A 17,811-nucleotide genomic window follows, 5' to 3' on the forward strand; every position below is an offset into this window, starting at 1 on the left:
TGGACAACGATCGACGGAAAGCAGGGAATCGGTCACTGTTCGTACCCATGCCGCCGATCACGGAGCACCCGCCGTCGCCCCGTCCCACCCTGTTGCCCGGCCTCAGCCGACTCTGGCGCGACCGGCACACCCTCCAGCTCGGGCTGGCACCGGAGCGTGCCGTCCTGGTCGAGTTCGCCGACCCCGGGGCGGTCCGGCTCCTCGACCTGCTCGACGGCACGCGCAGCGAGCGGCAGGTGCTGACCGGCACGGGCGGCCGTCCGGAGCACGCCCGTGCCCTGCTCGACGCCCTGCGCGAAGCCGGACTGGTGGTGCCGGCGCACACGCTGGTGCCCCGGGATCTCGCCGAGCCCCGTCGGAGCCGGCTCGCCGCGGAGGCCGGCGCGCTGGCCCTGGCCGCCGCCCGGCTGCCCGGCACGCCCGCGCAGGTGCTCCGACGTCGCCTGGCCGCCCGGGTGGCGGTCACCGGCCCCGGTCCACTCGGCGCCGCCGTCATCCTGGCCCTGGCCCAGGCCGGTGTCGGGCACGTCCAGCCCGACCTCACCGGCCCGGTACGCCCCGTCGACCTGGTCGCCAGCGGTATCGCCGCCGGTGACCTCGGGCGTCCGCTCGACGCGGCAGTCCGGGCGACCGTGATGCGCGCCGCACCCGGCACCGCCACCGAACCACTGCGCCGGACCCGGCCCGACCTGGTGATCCAGCTCGGCCTCGACCGACCGGCCGCCCTGGTGGCCGCCGGTCACGCCCAGCGCCGGCAGCCGCACCTGCTGGTCGACGTCCGGGAGGGCGTACCGGTCATCGGGCCACTGGTCCAGCCGCCGACCGGCCCCTGCCTGCACTGCCTCGACCTGCACCGCGCCGACCGGGACCCGCACTGGCCGACCCTCGCCGCCCAGATCGCCCACACGCCCGCCACCCCGACATGCGCCACCGGCACGGTCCTGGCGGCCACCGCCTACACGGTCGGCGAGGCGCTGGCGCAGCTCGACGGCGGCACGCCGGAGACGCTCGGCGGGGCGGCGGAGATCGGCCCGGCGGGCGTCACCCGCCGCCGGCACTGGCCGCCGCACCCCCGGTGCCGGTGCGGTGCGTACACCGAAGATGAACGCCAGCCCGGGCGCAGAGCAGCAGCGGGCCCGCCGAGTCGGTAACAATGACCTCGTGACCGACATCCCGCGCCGGGCCGTGTCCCGCACCGCCAAGCTCGCCGCACTGCCGCTCGGCTTCGCCGGGCGGACCGTCCTCGGCATGGGAAAGCGTGTCACCGGGCTCGCCTCCGACGTGATCTCCGCCGAGATCCAGCAACGCACGGCCGAGCAGCTCTTCAGCGTCCTGGGCCAGCTCAAGGGCGGGGCGATGAAGTTCGGCCAGGCGTTGTCGGTCTTCGAGGCGGCCCTGCCCGAGGAGGTCGCCGCGCCGTACCGGCAGGCCCTGACCAAGCTTCAGGAGGCCGCGCCGCCGCTGCCCGCCGCCAGCGTGCACAAGGTCCTCGCCGAGCAGTTGGGTCCGGCCTGGCGGGAGCGCTTCGTCACCTTCGACGACTCCCCCGCCGCCGCGGCCAGCATCGGGCAGGTGCACCGGGCCGTGTGGCTGATGCCGGACGGCACCGGCCGGGACGCGGCCGTCAAGATCCAGTATCCGGGCGCCGGTGACGCCCTGCTCGCCGACCTCAAGCAGCTCTCCCGGCTGAGCGCCATGTTCCGGGCCATCCAGCCCGGGCTGGACGTCAAGCCGCTCCTCGCCGAGCTGCGGGAACGCATCACCGAGGAGTTGGACTACGAGCTGGAGGCGGAGTCGCAGCGCGCCTTCGCCGCGGCCTACGAGGACGATCCCGAGATCTACGTCCCGACGGTCTTCTCCGCCTCGCCGCGGGTGCTGGTCACCGAGTGGGTGGAGGGCACACCGCTGTCGGACATCATCCGGGAGGGCAGCGAGGAGCAACGTGACCGGGCCGGCCTGCTGATGGCCACGCTGCACCTGTCCGCACCGGCGCGGGCCGGGCTGCTGCACGCCGACCCGCACCCGGGCAACTTCCGGCTGCTGGCGGACGGCCGGCTCGGGGTGATCGACTTCGGCGCGGTGGCCCGGATGCCGGAGGGTACGCCGGAACCGATCGGCCGCATCGCCGCCCTGGCCCTGCGCGGCGACGCCGACGGGGTGGAGGCCGGCCTACGCTCGGAGGGCTTCCTCAGCACCGACGACCCGATCGACGCCCGCGCGCTGCTGGAGTTCCTGCGCCCGATGCTGGAACCGATCGCCGCCGAGGAGTTCCGGTTCTCCCGGGCCTGGCTGCGTGCCGAGGCGACCCGGCTGGCCAACCCGCGCTCACCCGCCTACCAGTTCAGCCGGCACCTCAACCTGCCGCCGTCGTACCTGCTCATCCACCGGGTGACGCTCGGCTCCATCGGGGTGCTGTGCCAGTTGGAGGCCAAGGCGCCCTACCGGGGCATCCTGGAACGCTGGCTGCCCGGTTTCGCCCCGGTCGGCTGAACACCGCCCCACCAGACGACGACGGCGGGCGGGGACCTCAGGTCCCTGCCCGCCGTGTGCGGTGTCGGTCCTACAGAACGCCCAACTCGCGAGCCGACCGGGCACGGCCGGTCATGGCGACGGTACGGGCGGATCGGGTTGCCTCAGTGCTCGTGGTGGTGCGACCGGCCTGAGGCCGCCACATTCGCACCTTCGACAACGCTTCGTGGAGTAGGTACATGTCGGTGGTTCCGTTCGGCAGGTACAACATCGTGGTCAGCTCTCTCTCGGCCGGCACGCTGCCGGCGGGGTTGGTCCGGTTCGGGAACATGTCAGGCAGCCAGCCGGACCGCGTTGCGCGACGGGGCGAGCCCGTCGGCAGCCAGTCGCGCCTCGGCCTCGACCCGCAGGGCGGCGTCGCGGGCGATGTCCTCCTTGCGCGGGCGACCACGGGGCCGCTTGCGCGGGACGACCGCGCCACGCTCGAAGATCTCGCCGCCCCAGACGCCCCAGGGCTCGGCCCGCTCGACCGCACCGGCCAGGCACTCGACGCGCAGCGGGCAGTCCCCGCAGAGCGACTTGGCCAGTTCCAGCTCGGTGGGCGAGTCGGAGAACCACAGGTCGGGGTCGAACTTCCGGCAGGGCAGGTTCGCCTCCATCTCGACGCTCAGGTCGAGCGGGGCCAACGCCAGACTCATCGCCCGGTCACCTCTCTCTCACACTTCGATCTCGTGGATCGCTGTTCCGACGTACTTCGGCGGTGCAAAAAACTAAGGCCGCGGATCCCGGTGTGCGGGTTCCGCGGCCTCAAGGTGAGCCGGTGGTCTGATGGTCAGACCGGTCTACCTCGAGGTGGAACACCGCGGACGTCCATCCGCTTGGTGGCGCCATCGACGCCCTTGCCCGTGAAGCCACTGGTCCCCTGGATCCCGTTCGGCTTCGGTGCGAGGATCAGCTCGGCCTGAACCTCGACCCGGTGCGCCTGCGGGGCCCACGGTCGCGTGGCGACGACGGTCGCCCGAACTTCCGTCACCGGAACGACGGAGATCAGGGCAGCCGACAGCGGAGCGACGGCAACGGGCAGCGCCGTCGGACGCTGGTTGACGTAGCTCTCCATCGGTGCCACCTCCTTGCCTTCACTCGGCGATCGACTCGGAACAGATGCCCCGTGAGCAGCCCGAACAGGGCCCCCTCGCGAGGTGTGTCCTGAGGCTATGACGGTCGGTGGGGCGAGGGCAAACGAATTAACGGTCAGATTCAGAAAGTTTTCTGAGGGCAGATCTCATCGACCGCCGCACCCCCGACCAGCGCCAGTACGGCCTCCCCGTACAGGCCGAGTTTGCGCGGGCCGATGCCGGCGATCGCGACCAGTTCCTCGGGCCGGGCCGGGCGCCGCTCGGCGAGCGCGACGAGCGTCGCGTCGGTGAAGACCACGTAGGCGGGCACCCGCTGGGCCCCGGCCACCCGGGAGCGCCACTCGCTCAGCCGCTCGTGCAGCTCGTCGTCGATGTCGGACGGGCAGGTGGCGCAGCGGCCCAGCTTGCGGTCCGGCCCGGCGAACAGGGTGGTGCCGCAGATCCGGCAGGAGACGATCCGGGTGGCCGCCCGCCGCTGCGCACCGCGCGCCGGGCCGCCCGAGGTCGCCCGCTCCGTCCCGCCCGGTGCCAGTTGGGGCAGGAACCGACACGGCCGCCGGGCCCGCCCGCCCGGGGAGCGTGCCGAGGCGTACGACAGCCAGAGCCACTGGCGGGCCCGGGTGATGCCGACGTACAGCAGACGGCGCTCCTCCTCGACCTGCTCGGTGGTGCGCGCGTACGTGGTGGGCAGGGTGCCCTCGGCCAGCCCGACCAGGAAGACGGCGTCCCACTCCAGGCCCTTCGCGGAGTGCAGCGAGGCCAGGGTCACCCCCTCCACCGTGGGTACGTGCTGCTGGGCCGCCCGCCGGGCCAGTTCGTCGGCGAAGTCGGCGAGGGTGACCGGGCGCTCGACCGTGGCGGCCACTCCCAGCGGCATCAGGTCGGGGGTGGCCGCGTACTCCTCGGCGAGCTGGACCAGCGCGGCCAGCGCCTCCCACCGCTCGCGGGCGGCCCCACCGGGCGGGGGCGCGTCGGGTGCCCACCCGACGGCGGCGAGCGCCTCGACCACCGCCACCGGCAGCGGCGTCTCGCCGGGGATCGACCGGGTGGCCGCGCGCAGCGCCACCATGGCCTGCCGCACCTCGGTCCGCTCGAAGAACCGCTCGGCCCCCTGGACGAGGTACGGCACGCCCGCCTCGGCCAGCGCCTTCTCGTACGCCTCGGACTGCGCGTTGGTGCGGAACAGCACGGCGATCTCGCGCGCCGGGGTACCGGCGTCGACGAGCGCACGGCAGCGCGCGGCGACCGCGGCGGCCTCGGCCGGCTCGTCGGTGAAGATCCGCCGCTCCGGCTCCGGGCCGGGCGGACGTTGGCCCACCAGCTCCAGGCGCAGCCGCGCCTCGGTGCCCCGGGCCTGCGAGATGACCGCGTTGGCGAGCCCGACCACCTGCGGGGTGGACCGGTAGTCACGGACCAGCCGGACCACCGTGGCGCCCCGGTGGCGACGCGGGAAGTCGACCAGGTACGACGACGTCGCCCCGGTGAACGAGTAGATCGTCTGGCTGGCGTCGCCGACCACGGTCACGTCGTCCCGGCCGCCGAGCCAGGCGTCCAGCAGCCGCTGCTGCAACGGGTTGACGTCCTGGTACTCGTCGACGACGAGGTGCCGGTACTGGTTGCGTACCTGCTCGGCGACGTCCGGGTGCTCCTCGATCCCCCAGACCGCGGCGCGGAGCACGTCCTCGAAGTCGATCACACCACCGCTGCGCTTGAGCCTCTCGTACGCGGCGAACACCTCGGCGACCCTGGCCGGCTCGTGCGGCGTCTCGCGCAGCGCCTTCGCCGCCGCCACCACGTACTCCCCCGGCTCGACCAGCGACGACTTGGCCCACTCGATCTCACCGGCGAGGTCCCTCGCGGCGGTCCGGTCGGTCCGCAGGCCGGCCCGGGCCGCGGCGAGGGTGACCAGGCGCACCTTGCTGTCCAGCAGCTCGGGCATGGCCCGCCCGCTCAACAGCCGGGGCGCGAAGTAGCGCACCTGGCGCAGTGCGGCGGCGTGGAAGGTCCGGGCCTGCACGCCGGCCACCCCGAGCGCGGCGAGCCGGTGGCGCAGCTCGGCGGCGGCGCGGGCGGTGAAGGTGACGGCGAGCACGTGCCGGGCGGAGATCTCCCCGGTCAACGCCCGGTGCGCGATCCGCGAGGTGACCGCCCGGGTCTTGCCGGTGCCCGCCCCGGCGAGTACGCAGACCGGACCGGCCGAGGCGGTCACGGCCGAGCGTTGTTCCGGGTCGAGCCCGGTCAGCACGCGTTCGGACGCGGAGTTAACCACCACAGCGGGGAATTGTCGCAGCTCGCTCGGACGTTGCAGCGGTTAGCCTGTGCTGATCTGCGCGAGCAGGCGCGCATGACGTTGGAGGATCTCACCATGCTGACCATGTACTCCACTCCCTGGTGCGGCTACTGCCACCGGCTGAAGTCGCAGCTCGACCGGGAGGGGATCGCCTACCAGGTGGTCGACATCGAGCAGGATCCGGCGGCGGCGGAGTTCGTGATGGGGGTCAACGGCGGCAACCAGACCGTGCCCACCCTGCGTTTCGCCGACGACAGCGCGCTGACGAACCCGTCGATCAACCAGGTCAAGCAGCACCTGGCGAGCATCACCGTCTGACCACGGACGTACCCGCGCGGCGGCCGGTCCCGATCGGGGCCGGCCGCCGCGTCGTGGTCAGCGACCGCCCCGGCCGCTCAGCGTCCCGACCGGCGCCGGGTCCCGGTCCTCGGCGGCCGGGCGCGGTGCCGGCACCCGGGTACGCGCCGCCGGTCCGGCCGGCGGGCTCAGCCGACGCCCGGCCCAGAGGTAGCCACCGGCGAGCAGGGTGGCCAGGCCGATCGACACGAAGACCGCCCGGTAGTCGAGCACCCCGACGATCAGCGCGCCCACGCCGACGGAGATCGCCTGCGGGCACCGGATCACCGCCTCCGAGGCCGCCGCGACCCGGCCGATCAGCTCGGGCGGGGTCCGCCGCTGGATCAACGTGTGCAGGCCGACCAGGGTCAGCGGCAGGGACACCCCGGCCAGCAGCACGGCGGTGAAACCGAGCCACAGGTTCGGGTACGCCAGCGCCAGTGCCGCCGGGCCGAAGAACGCCACTCCGGCGGCGAGGGTGCCCAGCTCACCGAGTCGCCGGAGGACGGCCGCCGAGCACAACCCGCCGACCAGTCCACCGATGCCCTGCACGGTGACCAGTACGCCGACGAACGCGGCGTCCCGTCCGAGCCCCGAGTCCACGTACGCGAAGATCATCGACTCGGTGAAGCCCATCACCAGCGAGCCGAGGCCGTAGCCGAGCACCGCCCGCCGCAACGCCGGCTCGCCGGCGAGGTGCCGCAGTCCGGCGACCAGTTCGGCGGAGAGCCGCCGTACCCGGGTGGTGCCGTCGGCCGGGCGGTCCACGAGCCGATCGGTCGGCCGGGCGGGCGACTCGGCCACCCGGAGCGTGCCGACCACGGCGGCGGCGACCAGGAATCCGGCCATCCCGACCGCGGCCAGCACCCAGCCGCCGCGCACCGCGTACAGGCCGGCGCCGGCCAGCGGGCCGACCAGCCGCAGCCCCTGCCGCACGGTCTGCAACGCGCCGTTGGCCGCACCGAGCAGGTCGGACGGGACCAACTCCTGGATCAGCCGACTGAGCACCGCGCCGACGGTGAGGTTCGACAGGCCGTAGAGCGCGGCCACCGCATAGATGATCCACATGTCGTCCGCGTCCCGCACCGCGAACAACGGGGTGAGCAGCAACGCCATGGCGACGTTGGTGACCACGAAGAAGGGCTTTCGGGGATACCGGTCGACGAACCAGCCGACCAGCGGCGCGAGGGTCCTCGGCGCGAGGATGACGAAGATGGTGGCACCGGCGAGGCCGTCCGATCCGGTGAGGTCCTTCACCCAGATGGCGAGTGCCAGCAGCAGGATCGACTCTGCGGTCATGCTGGCCAGCAGTCCGCCGAACAGCAGGCGGAAGTCCGGGCGACTCAGGACGGTTCGCATTGATCCCTCCGGGGGTGGCGCGACTCGGGCGCGGTCGGGAACCCGTCCGGGGCGGGGACGCAGAAGACGGCGGTCTCGTTCCGGTGTGTCGGGTGTCCGTATTTCTCATGACACGCCCCCGCCGGTACCTCCGGCGCCGGTCGCGACGTCCATACTGGCCGTGGGGGGCGAATTTCATACAGTTACCGTCGCGTCTGCGGCGGTCGACGGAAAAGAGGACACCGTGCCTCCTGCCGCACCCAGTCCGATCCTGCGTCGGCAGCGGCTCGGCCGCGAACTACGCCAGTTGCGCGAGGCCGCCGGGCTCACCGGCGACCAGGTCATCGAGCGTGTCGGTTGGGCCTCCGCGTCGAAGCTGTCCCGGCTGGAGAACGGCCGCAGCCGGCCCGACCCGCAGGACGTCCGGGACCTGCTCGACCTCTACGACGCCGACGAGGCACGGCGGGCGGAACTGCTCGGCATCACCGACGAGGCCGGTGACATGCGCGGCTGGCTCAAGAACTATCCGGCGATGACGCAGCAGCAACGCGGCTTCGCCGAGCTGGAGGCGGGCTGCGTCGAGATCTCCGAGTACAACCCGGTGCTGGTGCCGGGGTTGTTGCAGACCCCGGGGTACGCCCGGGTCCGGCTCTCCTCGGCATACCAGGTCGGCCGGGAGGCCGGCGATCCGGAGGCCGAGGAGGAGACCGAGACGCAGGTCAAGGCACGGCAGGCCCGGCAGCGGCTACTCACCCGGGAACACGACGCGCCCCGGTACACGGCGGTGTTGGAGGAGGCGGCGCTCGGGCACCGGGCCGGGCCGCCCGAGGTGCTCCGGGAGCAGTTGGAGCAGCTCTGCGAGCTGGCCATGCTGCCCAACGTCACGCTGCACGTGCTGCCCAGGGAGACGCCGATCGGGCAGTGGTACCTCCCACCGACCGCGTTCTCGGTCTATCGGTTCGCCGATCCACTCGATCCGGAGACGCTCGCCATCGAAGGTGGCTTCACCGACGTCATGTCGACCGACGCAATCGCCCTAAATCACTATAAAGTGGTGTTCAAGTGGCTACGTACGGCGGCACTTTCCGCAACGGATACCCACTCCTGGCTCGTCAAGTCGTCGGAACGGCTGACCGGTCCGGGAGCATCGTCCATTGTGGCCAACGGATCGGCAACGGCGCCGGCCCAACGCCGTGGTTCCTCCGGGAGCCTGACGGAGCGGTGACCGAGGAGGGGACCGCGCTCGGCACGTGCGTCCCCACTCGATCCATCGGTTCACGTCAGGAGCTCAACCATGAACGACATTCGCACCACGCCGTCCGTCCTCGCCCAGCTCGCGCACGCCCCCTGGCGTACCAGCACGCGCAGCCAGACCTCCAACTGCGTGGAGGTCGCACCGCTGGGCACCGGTCCCGCCGCGGTGGCGCTGCGCGACAGCAAGGACCAGGGTGGCCCGGTCCTGCTGTTCAACCGGGCCGGATGGCTGGGCTTCATCTCCGGCGCCAAGAACGGGCAGTTCGACCTGAACTAGTTCGGGCACGTCTCGCGGGGCCGTCGGCACACCACCGGCGGCCCCGTCGTCGTCCACCCCGACCATCCGCTGCCATCCGTCCCGACCACCCCGGTGAGCAGGCATCGGATGATCGGACGGGGCTCAAATCAATCGCCGCGTTTCACTTGCTGAGATGCGGACCGGGCGTACGATGGCCGGGTAGTGACGTGGAACTTCCACGGTTCCACCCGTCGCGGCACATCGGAGACCCACATGCGGTTCCTGATCGTTCGCACCGACATTCGCGCCGCTGCCGACACCGACATCACGGCCGCCTGGGCCGGCGGTCGCCGGCTGCGGGACGAGACCACCCGGCCCGAGCCGCGTCGCCAGGTCGTGCACGCCGAAGACCGCGACGCCGCCCTGCACCTCGCCCGGGCCATCGCCACCGTCGGCGCCGTACGCTCCGGCCGGCAGCGGGTCAAGGTGTTGCCGCTGGACGACCCGGGGCGCCGGCGGGCCCGCCGGGGTCCGCCCGACACCTGACCTCCCCACGTCCGTCGTGGTCGACCGGCTCCCCCGCCGTGTTCCTCACCCAGCCGACCACGACGGCCCGTGTCCCCGGCCCGTGGCCGCCGCGGCAACGACGGCCACGGGTCGGGGCCGCACTCCCCGCACCCGCACGCACACCCGCGCCGCACGCTGCGTCGTGCTCGGCGTTGGATGTTAGGAAGGGTCCCCTGGCTATGCACCAGGCGTTAGCAGGGGACCCTTCCTTACATCTCAGCAGTGGCCGTCGAACCAGCGGTGGATCAGGAACAGCGCGATCGACGACGGTGGGGGCAGCAGCAGACGGTCGCCTCCGGCGTCCACCTCCCGGCCGGCGAGCGCGGCACCGATCTCCTGCCGGGTGAACCAGCGGGCCTGCGCGATCTCGGCCGGATCGGGCCGGACCGGGTGCTCCGGGTCGGCGGTGGCCAGGAAGCCGAGCATCAGCGAGCCCGGGAACGGCCACGCCTGGCTGCCCGCGTACGTGATCTCGCGGACCGGCACGCCGACCTCCTCGCGTACCTCCCGCAGCACGGTGGCCTCGGCCGACTCGCCCGGCTCGACGTACCCGGCCAGACAGGAGAACCGGCGCTGTCCCTTCGGGCTGGGCCAGGCGGCGTTGTTGCCCAGCAGGCAGCGCCCGTCGAGACCGTCGACACCGTCGTGCACCAGCACGATCATGGCCGGGTCGGTACGCGGCCACACCCGCTCACCGGAGCCGTCCACCCGGGACCATCCCGCCTCGTCGGTGCGGGTCGGTGCGCCGGTGACCGGGTGGTAGAGGTGCCGCAGATGCCAGTTGGTCAGCGCCAGCGCCGTGGTGAACAGCCCGGCGTCCCGGTCGCTGAGCAGATGCCCGATACCCCGCAGGTGAGCCGACCGGGTGTCCGGGCGCACGGCCAGCGCGGTGTGCACGCAGAAGACCGGCACCCCGTCCGGTTCCACGCCCAGGAACACCGCGTCGGCGGCCAGCGTCGAGGGCAGGTCGTCCGCCGCCACCAGGACCAGTTCCGGCACCGGGGTGTCGGTCCGCACCAGCGCCCGACCGCCGGCCTCCACGTCGAGCACCAGCACCCGCGCGCCGGACCAGGCCGCCGCCAACCACTGCGGATCGGTACGCCGATGCGCCGCCCGGTCCAGCGTCGAGCGGGCCAGCGGCGGGGCCGCCTCCCCCGGTAGTACCCAGTCGACCGGCTGTCCCCAACCGTCCGACGGCAACGCCGTGCCGGTGGGCCCGCTCACGGTGTCGCCGGTGTGGTCTGGACCGGAGTCAGCGTGGACAGCGAGGGCTCGATGCGTGCGGCGTCACCGAGCACGACCGTGACCGCGCGGGACGGGGCGAGGTAGCGGGCCGCCGCCTCGGTGACGTCGTCGACGCTCGCCTTCGCCAGCCGGGCCGCGTGCTCGGCGAGGAAGTCCAGCCGCAGCCCGCTCCCGGCGTACGCGCTGACGAACGACGCCAGGCCCGCCTGGGTGGCGATGCCGAGCTGGAGCGTGCCGAGGGCGTACTGGCGGGCCTGGTCCAACTCCTCCTGGCTGGGTGGCACGGTGGCCAGCCGGCCCAGCTCGTACGTGGTCTCCAGCAGCGCCGGTGCGGTCACCTCGGTGGCCACCTCGGCGGCGGCCAGCAGCAGCGAACCGCCGACCGAGTGCTCGACCATCGAGTGCGGACCGTACGTGTAGCCCTTGTCCTCACGGATGTTCTCCACCCAGCGCGAGGAGAAGTAGCCGCCGAAGATCAGGTTGGCCAGTTGCAGCGCGGCGTGGTCCGGATGGGTACGCGGCACCGCCGGCAGCGCCATCCGCATCGACGACTGCACCGAACCGGGCCGGTCGACCAGCAGCAGCGGGCCGGGTTCCAGCGGCGGGACCGGCGGCACCTCGGCCGCGTGCTCGCCGCCCTGCCAGCCGGCGAGCGCCTTCTCGGCGGCGTCCAACGCCCGCTCCGGGTGTACGTCGCCGACCAGCACCAGCACCGCGCCGGCGGGTCGGACCCGCTGGGCGTGCAGCGTGCGCAGGGCGGCCGGACGGACCGCGCGGACCTGCTCGGGCTCCGGGGTCTGTACCGCGTACGGGTGCCGGCCGAAGATCCGCCGCAGCAGCGCGGTACGGGCCAGATGGGCGGGCTGGCTGCGGGCCACCTGGATGCCGTCCACCAGCCGGTCCCGCTCGACGCCGACCCACTCGGCCGGGTAGTTCGCGCCGGTCACCACGTCGGCGAGGATCTCCAGCATCCGGTCCAGCCCGGTGGCCAGGGCGGTGCCGGAGAGCATCAGCCGGTCCGGGTCGAGCCCGGCGGAGAGCCCGCCGCCGATCCGCTGGAGTTCGGCGGCGATCTGCACGCTGCTCATCGTCTCGGTGCCGGAAAGCAAAGTCTGCGCCAGCAGGTGCCCCCGGGCCAGGTGGGCACGGACGAACGGCATCCAGAGGCGCAGTTCCACCAGCGGCACCGCCGGACGGCGTACCACGATCACGGTGAGCCCGTTGTCGAGCGTACGTTCGGCCTGCCGAGGCAGCTTGAGTCGGCGGGTCGGGCCGAGCGGCGGCAGCGTTCGCGTGGGTGTACTCGTGCTCATGAACGGCCACCTCCGGGGATCACCTCGACGGACGCGCGGCGCTCCGGCCGCAGGGTGGCCGCGGCGGCGCGGACCTGCTCGTCGGTGACCTCACCGACCAGTCGGGGCAGCTCGCCGAGCAGGCCGGGTTCGCCGCGCTGCTGCTCCAGCACCGCCATCCGCAGCGCGCGGGACAGCACCGCGTCGGTGTCGCGCAGCAGGTGGGTGGCCATCCGGGCCTGGGTACGGGCCAGCTCGCCCTCGGTGAGGCCGTCCGTGGCGACCCGGTCCAGCTCCTCGTCGACGGTGCGCAGCACCTTGTCGACGTCGCCGCCGGGCGGCAGGTGGGACTGGATCAGCAGGGCGGTCGGGTCGCGGACGTCGAACGGGTCGCCCATGAAGCCCAGGTAGCCGCCGATGCTGGTGACCGTGCGGTCGCGGTGCACCAGCCGCTCCACCAGCCGGGAGGCGTCGCCGTCGGTGAGCACCTCGGCCAGCACCACGAACGGCAGGTAGTCGGCGAAGTTCCCGATCGGGTCGGGCACCCGCCAGCCGGAGGCCACCGCCGGCAGCGGGGCCAGCTTGTCCTCGTACGCGGTGCGCCGCTCGGCGGTCGGTTCCGGCTCGGTGAAGTCCGGCCGGTCCGGCGCCGGACGGGCCGGTACGTCGCCGAAGTGTCGTTCGATCAGCTCGACGGCCTCGGCGGTGTCGATGTCGCCGCTGACCGCGAGCACGGCGTTGCCGCTGGCGTAGTAGCGCCGGAAGAAGTCGGCCGCGTCGGCGACGGTGGCGGACTCCAGGTCGTCGAAGGAGCCGTACCCGTCGTGCGCGTTCGGGAAGGTGTCGAACATGACCGGCGGCAGGGTCAACCAGGGGAACCCGCCGTACGGCCGGTTGAGCACGTTGACCCGGATCTCCTCCTTGACCACGTCCACCTGGTTACGCAGGTTCTCCTCGGTCAGCCGAGGGCCGCGCATCCGATCGGCCTCCAGGAACAGCGCCCGTTCCAGGGCGTTGCTCGGCAGGGTCTCGTAGTAGTCGGTGTAGTCCAGGTGGGTGGAGCCGTTGAAGGTGCCACCGGCCCCCTGGACGTGCCGGAAGTGGGCGAGCTTCTCCAGGTTCTCCGAGCCCTGGAACATCAGGTGCTCGAAGAGGTGCGCGAAGCCGGTCCGTCCCTCGGGCTCGGACCGTATGCCCACGTCGTAGACCACCGCCACGCCGATCACCGGTGCGCTGCGGTCGGGGGTCAGGACCACCCGCAGGCCGTTGTCGAGGGTGAACCGCTCGACGGGGTGGTTCGCGGCTGGGATTCTCGCTCTGCGCGTCGGCACGGCTCCGACCCTAACGCCTCCGCCGAGCCGGGGAGGCGGGTAAGGGCGGCGGCGGGTGTTAGCAGGGGACCCCTGCTATACCCGAGGCGTTAGGAAGGGGCCCTTCCTTTCATCGCCGGTTCAACCGGCGGTGCTGCCCGGCCGCGCGGTGGCGGCCGGGCCGTGCAGGTCCACCAGGCCCGACGGGGCCGCCCCGCCGGGCGTGACGGGCCAGGGAGCGAACGCCACGGCCGTGGCCAGCAGCAGTCCGGCGGCCGCCACCGCGACCACCAGGAGTAGTTCCCGCACCGCCGCCGAACCCACCATGGTCGTTCCTCCCCGAGCTGAGCCGATCCCCCCGGCTCATCCCCCCGCGCCCAGCGTTCCCCAGCCGGGAGGTGGTGACAGTCGTCCACCCGACGGTAGGACGGCTGATTACCGACTCAGGGTTCCGCCAAACCGGCCGTCCGAAATGCGGACGGCCGGGCCGCCTCCGGTCCCAGTGGGTGGCGGAGGCGGCCCGGCCGTCGCGGGCGAACCCGGCAGATCAGAGCGGGCGGATGTTCTCCGCCTGCGGGCCCTTCTGGCCCTGGACGACCTCGAACTCCACGCGCTGGTTCTCGTCCAGGCTGCGGTAGCCGGAGCTCTGGATGGCCGAGAAGTGGGCGAAGACGTCGGCGCCGCCGCCGTCCGGGGTGATGAAGCCGAAGCCCTTGTCAGCGTTGAACCACTTGACGGTGCCAATAGCCATGCTTGTTTCGTCTCCTTGACGGAACGTCGAACCCGCACCTGTTACGGGGTCGAAAGAGTGGAGAGTTCCGGGCGGTTCCCGGAACTTCTGTCGCTGCTGGTCGCCCCGCCCGGAGAGGTCCGGACATAACAAAGAGCGCCTGGGCCACAATCCGCCAGGCGCAAACAGAGCTGGAACCAAAACTGCAACGCGGGCACAGTACCACGGATTCGGGCCCGCGCTACCCGTCCAGCTCGTTTTCCGGCAGCGAGGTGATCAGCGTGGTCAGGCCGTCGACGTCGAGCAGGTCCGCCGGACGGACGGTCGCCCCGTCCCGCACGTAGTGGAACGCCGCGCCGACCCGGTCGACCGGGACACCGGCCAGCTCGGCCCAGGCCAGCCGGTAGACCGCCAACTGCACCGCGGCCACCTCGGCCGCCGTGCCCGAGGGCTGGGCACCGGTCTTCCAGTCGACCACGTCGAACCGGTCGCCGGGGCGGCGGAACACGGCATCCATCCGGCCGCGGACCACCACGCCACCGATCACCGTCGCGAACGGCACCTCCACCTCGACCGGCGTACGGTCCGCCCACTCGCTGCCCAGGAACCGCCGTTGCAGCTCCGCCAGCGCCTCGTCCGGCGCCGCGTCGGCGTCCGCCGCACCCGGCAACTCGTCGGTGTCCAGCAGCCGGTCCGCGCCGAAGCGCTGCTCCAGCCAGGCGTGGAAGGCGGTGCCCCGGCGGGCGTACGGGTTCGGCTCGGTCGGCAACGGCCGGCGCAGCGACCGGGCCAGTGCCGCCGGGTCCCGGCGCAACGCGACCAGTTGGGTGACCGACAGGTGCTCGGGCAGCGTCACCTCGATCGGACCGGACAACCGGCTCAGCTCCGCCCGCTCGGCGAGCAGCAGATCGGCCTCCCGCCGCCACCGGGCCACCTCCGGATCCGGGGCCTCGTCCTCCGGGGCGGCCGGTGCGTCGTCGGTCAGGTGACGCCGGACCAGCGACGCCGCCTCGGTCAACGTGGAGCGGCGTACGCCCAGCGGGTCGGCCGGCCACTCGGCCCGGATCACCACCTCGGTGGTCGGGTTCACCGCGTCCGGCGACGGCTCGGGCGCCCACTCGTCCACCAGGTGACCGGCCCCGGCGTCCAGGCAGGTGTCGTGCACCTCGCGCAGCAGCCCGGCCGGGCCGCGCGGACGTTTGGTGCCCTCACCCCACCAGTGACCGGAACAGAGCAGCAGGCGACGCGGGCGGGTCACCGCGACGTACGCCAACCGGCGTTCCTCCCGCTCGTCGTGCGCCCGCCAGGCGTCGGTGAAGTCCGCCACCGCCCGGGCCACGCCACGCTGGTCGTCCAGATCGGCCAGGGCCAGGTCGGGCAGCCCGTCCGCGTCGCCGCGCAACGGGAACGGCAGCACACCCAGCCCGCCCAGCCAGTGGTCGGAGTTGCGGACCGGGCCCGGCCACACCCCCCGGCTCAGCCCGGCCACCGAGACGACGTCCCACTCCAGCCCCTTGGCCGCGTGCGCGGTGAGGATCTGCACCGCCCCCTCGACCACCTCCACCTCACCCGGCGCCAGGCCGCGCTCTTCGTCCTCGGCGGCGGCCAGGTAGGCCAGGAAACCGGCGAGCGTGGCGCTCGGGGTCTCCCCGCTGAACCGCGCGGCCACGTCACCCAACGCGTCCAGGTGACTGCGTGCCAGGCCGGCGTCACCGGCGCCCTCGCCGCCGGCCCGTACCGCCACCTCCACGTCCAGGCCGGTGGTCCGCTCCACGTCCGCGATCAGCTCCGGCAGCGACTGGTCCAGCCGATACCGCAGCAGGCCCAACTCCCGGGCGTACGCGCGCAGCCGCAGATAGCCCTCGGCCGAGTACGCCTGCGCCGGGCCGAGGTCGGCCAGCGCCTCGATCAGCGTCGCCTCGTCCAGGCGGTCCGGCATGATCTCGGCCGTATCGTCGTCGGCGAGCTGGCGACGGGCCGCCGCGATGGCCTTGGCCCGACGGTGCAGCGCGACCAGGTCCCGTGGCCCGATCCGCCACCGGGCACCGGTCAGCAGGCGCAACAACGCGGCACCGTCGGTCGGGTCTGCGAGCACCCGCAGCGTGCACACCACGTCACGGATCTCCGGGGTGTCCAGCAGTCCACCCAGCCCCACCACCTCGACCGGCAGGCCACGCTCCCGCAGCGCCGCCGCGATCACCGGGATCTGGCTGCGCAGCCGGACCAGCACCGCCGTGGTCGGGCGCCGGGTCACCGGGATCTGCTCGGGCAGCACCCCCGGCATCCGGGCCGCGCCCCGCCAGGCGGCCAGCACACTGTCGGCGATCCAGTCGGCCTCGTCCGCGTACGTCGTCAGCAACGCGCAGTGCACGGTGCCGGCGGCGGCGTCGCGCGCGCTGCGATGCGGGATCGGGTCGCGGACGCTGAGCGCCGCGTGCAGCTCCGGCACCTGGGCACCGGCCGCCCGCAACGGGGTGGAGAGCGCGTTCGCCACCGCGAGGATCTCCGGCCGGTTCCGCCAACTGGTGGTCAGCCCGAGCACCCGGGCGGGTTCCCCGTCGGTGCGGGCGAACTCGGTCGGGAAGCGGTCCAGGGTGCCGGCGCTGGCTCCCCGCCAGCCGTAGATGGACTGACAGGGGTCGCCCACCGCGGTCACCGGGTGCCCGCCGCCGAACAACGCGCCGAGCAGCACCACCTGGGCGTGGCTGGTGTCCTGGTATTCGTCGAGCAGCACCACCCGGTAGCGCCCGCGCTCGATCTCGCCGACGCCGGGATGGTCCCGGGCCACCCGGGCGGCCCGGGCGAGCTGGTCGGCGAAGTCCATCGCCTCGAAGTCGTCCTTGCGGCGGGCGTACGCGCGCACCAGCGGCAGCAGCTTCAACCGGGTCTGCTGGAGCGCGAGCGCCTTGCGCACGTCGGCGTAGACCCGTCCGGGACGGGACTGCACCTCGGCGAAGAACCGGCCGGTCCACGCGGCGAGGGCGTCCGGGTCGACCAGATGCTCGTCCAGCTCGCCGGAGAGCGCCAGCACCGCGTCGGTGACCGTGCTCGGCATCCGGTCCACCTCGGACATGTCCCCGTCGTAGTTGCGCACGATCAGGTCCACGAGCTGCCAGCGGGACGCCTCGGTGAGCAGCCGGGTGGAGGGCTCGTACCCGGCCCGCAGGCCGTGCTCGGTGACGATCCGTCCGGCGTACGAGTGGTAGGTGGAAATCGTGGGCTCGCCCGCGAACGGGTCGTCGAGCGGGTCCCGTCCGCGCCGCCCCAGCCGGCGCACCAACTGGTCGAGCCGGGTACGCACCCGGTGCGCCAGCTCACCGGCGGCCTTGCGGGTGAAGGTGAGACCGAGCACCTGCTCGGGCCGGACGTACGAGTTGGCCACCAGCCAGACCACCCGGGCGGCCATCGTCTCGGTCTTGCCCGAACCGGCTCCCGCGACCACCAGCAGCGGCTCCACCGGCGCCGCGATGATCGCCGCCTGTTCCCGGGTCGGCGCCGGCAACCGCAGCAGCTTGGCCAGTTCCACCGGCGTGTACCGGGGACCGACGGCGGCTGCCCGGGGCGCCGGCGCCGCAGGGTTGAACAGCGCGGGCTGGGTCATGCTGC

16 protein-coding genes are annotated in these 17,811 nt (G+C 73.1%); 6 read left to right on the top strand and 10 right to left on the bottom strand.

Annotation, left to right across the window (positions count from 1 at the left end; translation table 11 throughout):
- Positions 1 to 47 precede the first annotated feature (47 nt).
- Complete coding sequence (locus ACWDVW_RS07495) at positions 48 to 1,151, top strand: TOMM precursor leader peptide-binding protein (RefSeq protein WP_449945783.1); 1,104 nt, start codon at positions 48 to 50, stop codon at positions 1,149 to 1,151.
- A gap of 10 nt (positions 1,152 to 1,161) precedes the next feature.
- Positions 1,162 to 2,490 (top strand): ABC1 kinase family protein, encoded by a 1,329-nt coding sequence (locus ACWDVW_RS07500; protein ID WP_449945785.1) that lies wholly within the window; start codon positions 1,162 to 1,164, stop codon positions 2,488 to 2,490.
- A gap of 311 nt (positions 2,491 to 2,801) precedes the next feature.
- Here the strand turns inward: ACWDVW_RS07500 and ACWDVW_RS07505 are convergent, their stop codons facing one another.
- The 3 genes from ACWDVW_RS07505 to ACWDVW_RS07515 all read right to left on the bottom strand — a co-directional run bounded on the left by ACWDVW_RS07505 (position 2,802) and on the right by ACWDVW_RS07515 (position 5,877).
- Positions 2,802 to 3,167 (bottom strand): WhiB family transcriptional regulator, encoded by a 366-nt coding sequence (locus ACWDVW_RS07505; RefSeq protein ID WP_350692611.1) that lies wholly within the window; start codon positions 3,165 to 3,167, stop codon positions 2,802 to 2,804.
- Between the two features lie 134 nt (positions 3,168 to 3,301).
- Complete coding sequence (locus tag ACWDVW_RS07510) at positions 3,302 to 3,586, bottom strand: hypothetical protein (RefSeq protein ID WP_449945787.1); 285 nt, start codon at positions 3,584 to 3,586, stop codon at positions 3,302 to 3,304.
- Positions 3,587 to 3,726: 140 nt separating this feature from the next.
- On the bottom strand, positions 3,727 to 5,877 hold the full coding sequence (locus tag ACWDVW_RS07515; protein WP_449945789.1) for an ATP-dependent DNA helicase UvrD2: 2,151 nt from the start codon (positions 5,875 to 5,877) through the stop codon (positions 3,727 to 3,729).
- A 93-nt stretch (positions 5,878 to 5,970) separates the two neighbouring features.
- Here ACWDVW_RS07515 and ACWDVW_RS07520 point away from each other — a divergent pair, with 93 nt between their 5' ends.
- The gene (locus ACWDVW_RS07520; RefSeq protein WP_176096007.1) at positions 5,971 to 6,213 is read left to right on the top strand and encodes a mycoredoxin; all 243 of its coding nucleotides are present in this window, start codon (positions 5,971 to 5,973) and stop codon (positions 6,211 to 6,213) included.
- A 57-nt stretch (positions 6,214 to 6,270) separates the two neighbouring features.
- On the opposite strand, the gene ACWDVW_RS07525 is transcribed toward ACWDVW_RS07520, so the two are convergent.
- Positions 6,271 to 7,590, bottom strand: a complete 1,320-nt coding sequence (locus tag ACWDVW_RS07525) for an MFS transporter (RefSeq protein ID WP_449945791.1) — start codon at positions 7,588 to 7,590, stop codon at positions 6,271 to 6,273.
- A gap of 223 nt (positions 7,591 to 7,813) precedes the next feature.
- Between ACWDVW_RS07525 and ACWDVW_RS07530 the strand changes: the two genes are divergently transcribed.
- The 3 genes from ACWDVW_RS07530 (at position 7,814) to ACWDVW_RS07540 (ending at position 9,607) form a co-directional block, all read left to right on the top strand.
- Entirely contained in the window at positions 7,814 to 8,794 is a 981-nt protein-coding gene (locus tag ACWDVW_RS07530) for a helix-turn-helix domain-containing protein (RefSeq protein WP_449945793.1), read from the top strand.
- A 69-nt stretch (positions 8,795 to 8,863) separates the two neighbouring features.
- Positions 8,864 to 9,100: a DUF397 domain-containing protein gene (locus ACWDVW_RS07535; RefSeq protein ID WP_131053856.1), complete on the top strand. Its 237-nt coding sequence runs from the start codon at positions 8,864 to 8,866 to the stop codon at positions 9,098 to 9,100.
- A gap of 234 nt (positions 9,101 to 9,334) precedes the next feature.
- Entirely contained in the window at positions 9,335 to 9,607 is a 273-nt protein-coding gene (locus ACWDVW_RS07540) for a hypothetical protein (protein ID WP_449945795.1), read from the top strand.
- Positions 9,608 to 9,844: 237 nt separating this feature from the next.
- On the opposite strand, the gene nudC is transcribed toward ACWDVW_RS07540, so the two are convergent.
- The 6 genes from nudC to ACWDVW_RS07570 all read right to left on the bottom strand — a co-directional run bounded on the left by nudC (position 9,845) and on the right by ACWDVW_RS07570 (position 17,806).
- Positions 9,845 to 10,828 (bottom strand): NAD(+) diphosphatase, encoded by a 984-nt coding sequence (gene nudC / locus ACWDVW_RS07545; RefSeq protein ID WP_449945914.1) that lies wholly within the window; start codon positions 10,826 to 10,828, stop codon positions 9,845 to 9,847.
- A gap of 20 nt (positions 10,829 to 10,848) precedes the next feature.
- The gene (locus ACWDVW_RS07550) at positions 10,849 to 12,186 is read right to left on the bottom strand and encodes a M16 family metallopeptidase (protein WP_449945797.1); all 1,338 of its coding nucleotides are present in this window, start codon (positions 12,184 to 12,186) and stop codon (positions 10,849 to 10,851) included.
- Positions 12,183 to 13,496, bottom strand: coding sequence for a M16 family metallopeptidase (locus ACWDVW_RS07555; RefSeq protein WP_449945798.1), 1,314 nt, complete (start codon positions 13,494 to 13,496; stop codon positions 12,183 to 12,185). The genes ACWDVW_RS07550 and ACWDVW_RS07555 overlap by 4 nt, the downstream gene beginning before the upstream one ends.
- A gap of 120 nt (positions 13,497 to 13,616) precedes the next feature.
- Complete coding sequence (locus tag ACWDVW_RS07560) at positions 13,617 to 13,802, bottom strand: hypothetical protein (protein ID WP_350692623.1); 186 nt, start codon at positions 13,800 to 13,802, stop codon at positions 13,617 to 13,619.
- 220 nt (positions 13,803 to 14,022) lie between these two features.
- Positions 14,023 to 14,226 (bottom strand): cold-shock protein, encoded by a 204-nt coding sequence (locus tag ACWDVW_RS07565; RefSeq protein WP_013735772.1) that lies wholly within the window; start codon positions 14,224 to 14,226, stop codon positions 14,023 to 14,025.
- A 220-nt stretch (positions 14,227 to 14,446) separates the two neighbouring features.
- Positions 14,447 to 17,806 (bottom strand): ATP-dependent helicase, encoded by a 3,360-nt coding sequence (locus ACWDVW_RS07570; RefSeq protein WP_449945801.1) that lies wholly within the window; start codon positions 17,804 to 17,806, stop codon positions 14,447 to 14,449.
- Between the last annotated feature and the right edge of the window lie 5 nt (positions 17,807 to 17,811).

The organism is Micromonospora sp. NPDC003241 (assembly GCF_053589795.1).

Excerpts from the sequence above, each read along its gene's own strand:
- ACWDVW_RS07495 (WP_449945783.1), top strand. The coding sequence starts at position 48 with ATGCCGCCGATCACGGAGCACCCGCCGTCGCCCCGTCCCACCCTGTTG.
- ACWDVW_RS07505 (WP_350692611.1), bottom strand. The coding sequence starts at position 3,167 with ATGAGTCTGGCGTTGGCCCCGCTCGACCTGAGCGTCGAGATGGAGGCG.
- ACWDVW_RS07510 (WP_449945787.1), bottom strand. The coding sequence starts at position 3,586 with ATGGAGAGCTACGTCAACCAGCGTCCGACGGCGCTGCCCGTTGCCGTC.
- ACWDVW_RS07520 (WP_176096007.1), top strand. The coding sequence starts at position 5,971 with ATGCTGACCATGTACTCCACTCCCTGGTGCGGCTACTGCCACCGGCTG.
- ACWDVW_RS07525 (WP_449945791.1), bottom strand. The coding sequence starts at position 7,590 with ATGCGAACCGTCCTGAGTCGCCCGGACTTCCGCCTGCTGTTCGGCGGA.
- ACWDVW_RS07535 (WP_131053856.1), top strand. The coding sequence starts at position 8,864 with ATGAACGACATTCGCACCACGCCGTCCGTCCTCGCCCAGCTCGCGCAC.
- ACWDVW_RS07540 (WP_449945795.1), top strand. The coding sequence starts at position 9,335 with ATGCGGTTCCTGATCGTTCGCACCGACATTCGCGCCGCTGCCGACACC.
- ACWDVW_RS07550 (WP_449945797.1), bottom strand. The coding sequence starts at position 12,186 with ATGAGCACGAGTACACCCACGCGAACGCTGCCGCCGCTCGGCCCGACC.
- ACWDVW_RS07560 (WP_350692623.1), bottom strand. The coding sequence starts at position 13,802 with ATGGTGGGTTCGGCGGCGGTGCGGGAACTACTCCTGGTGGTCGCGGTG.
- ACWDVW_RS07565 (WP_013735772.1), bottom strand. The coding sequence starts at position 14,226 with ATGGCTATTGGCACCGTCAAGTGGTTCAACGCTGACAAGGGCTTCGGC.
- ACWDVW_RS07570 (WP_449945801.1), bottom strand. The coding sequence starts at position 17,806 with ATGACCCAGCCCGCGCTGTTCAACCCTGCGGCGCCGGCGCCCCGGGCA.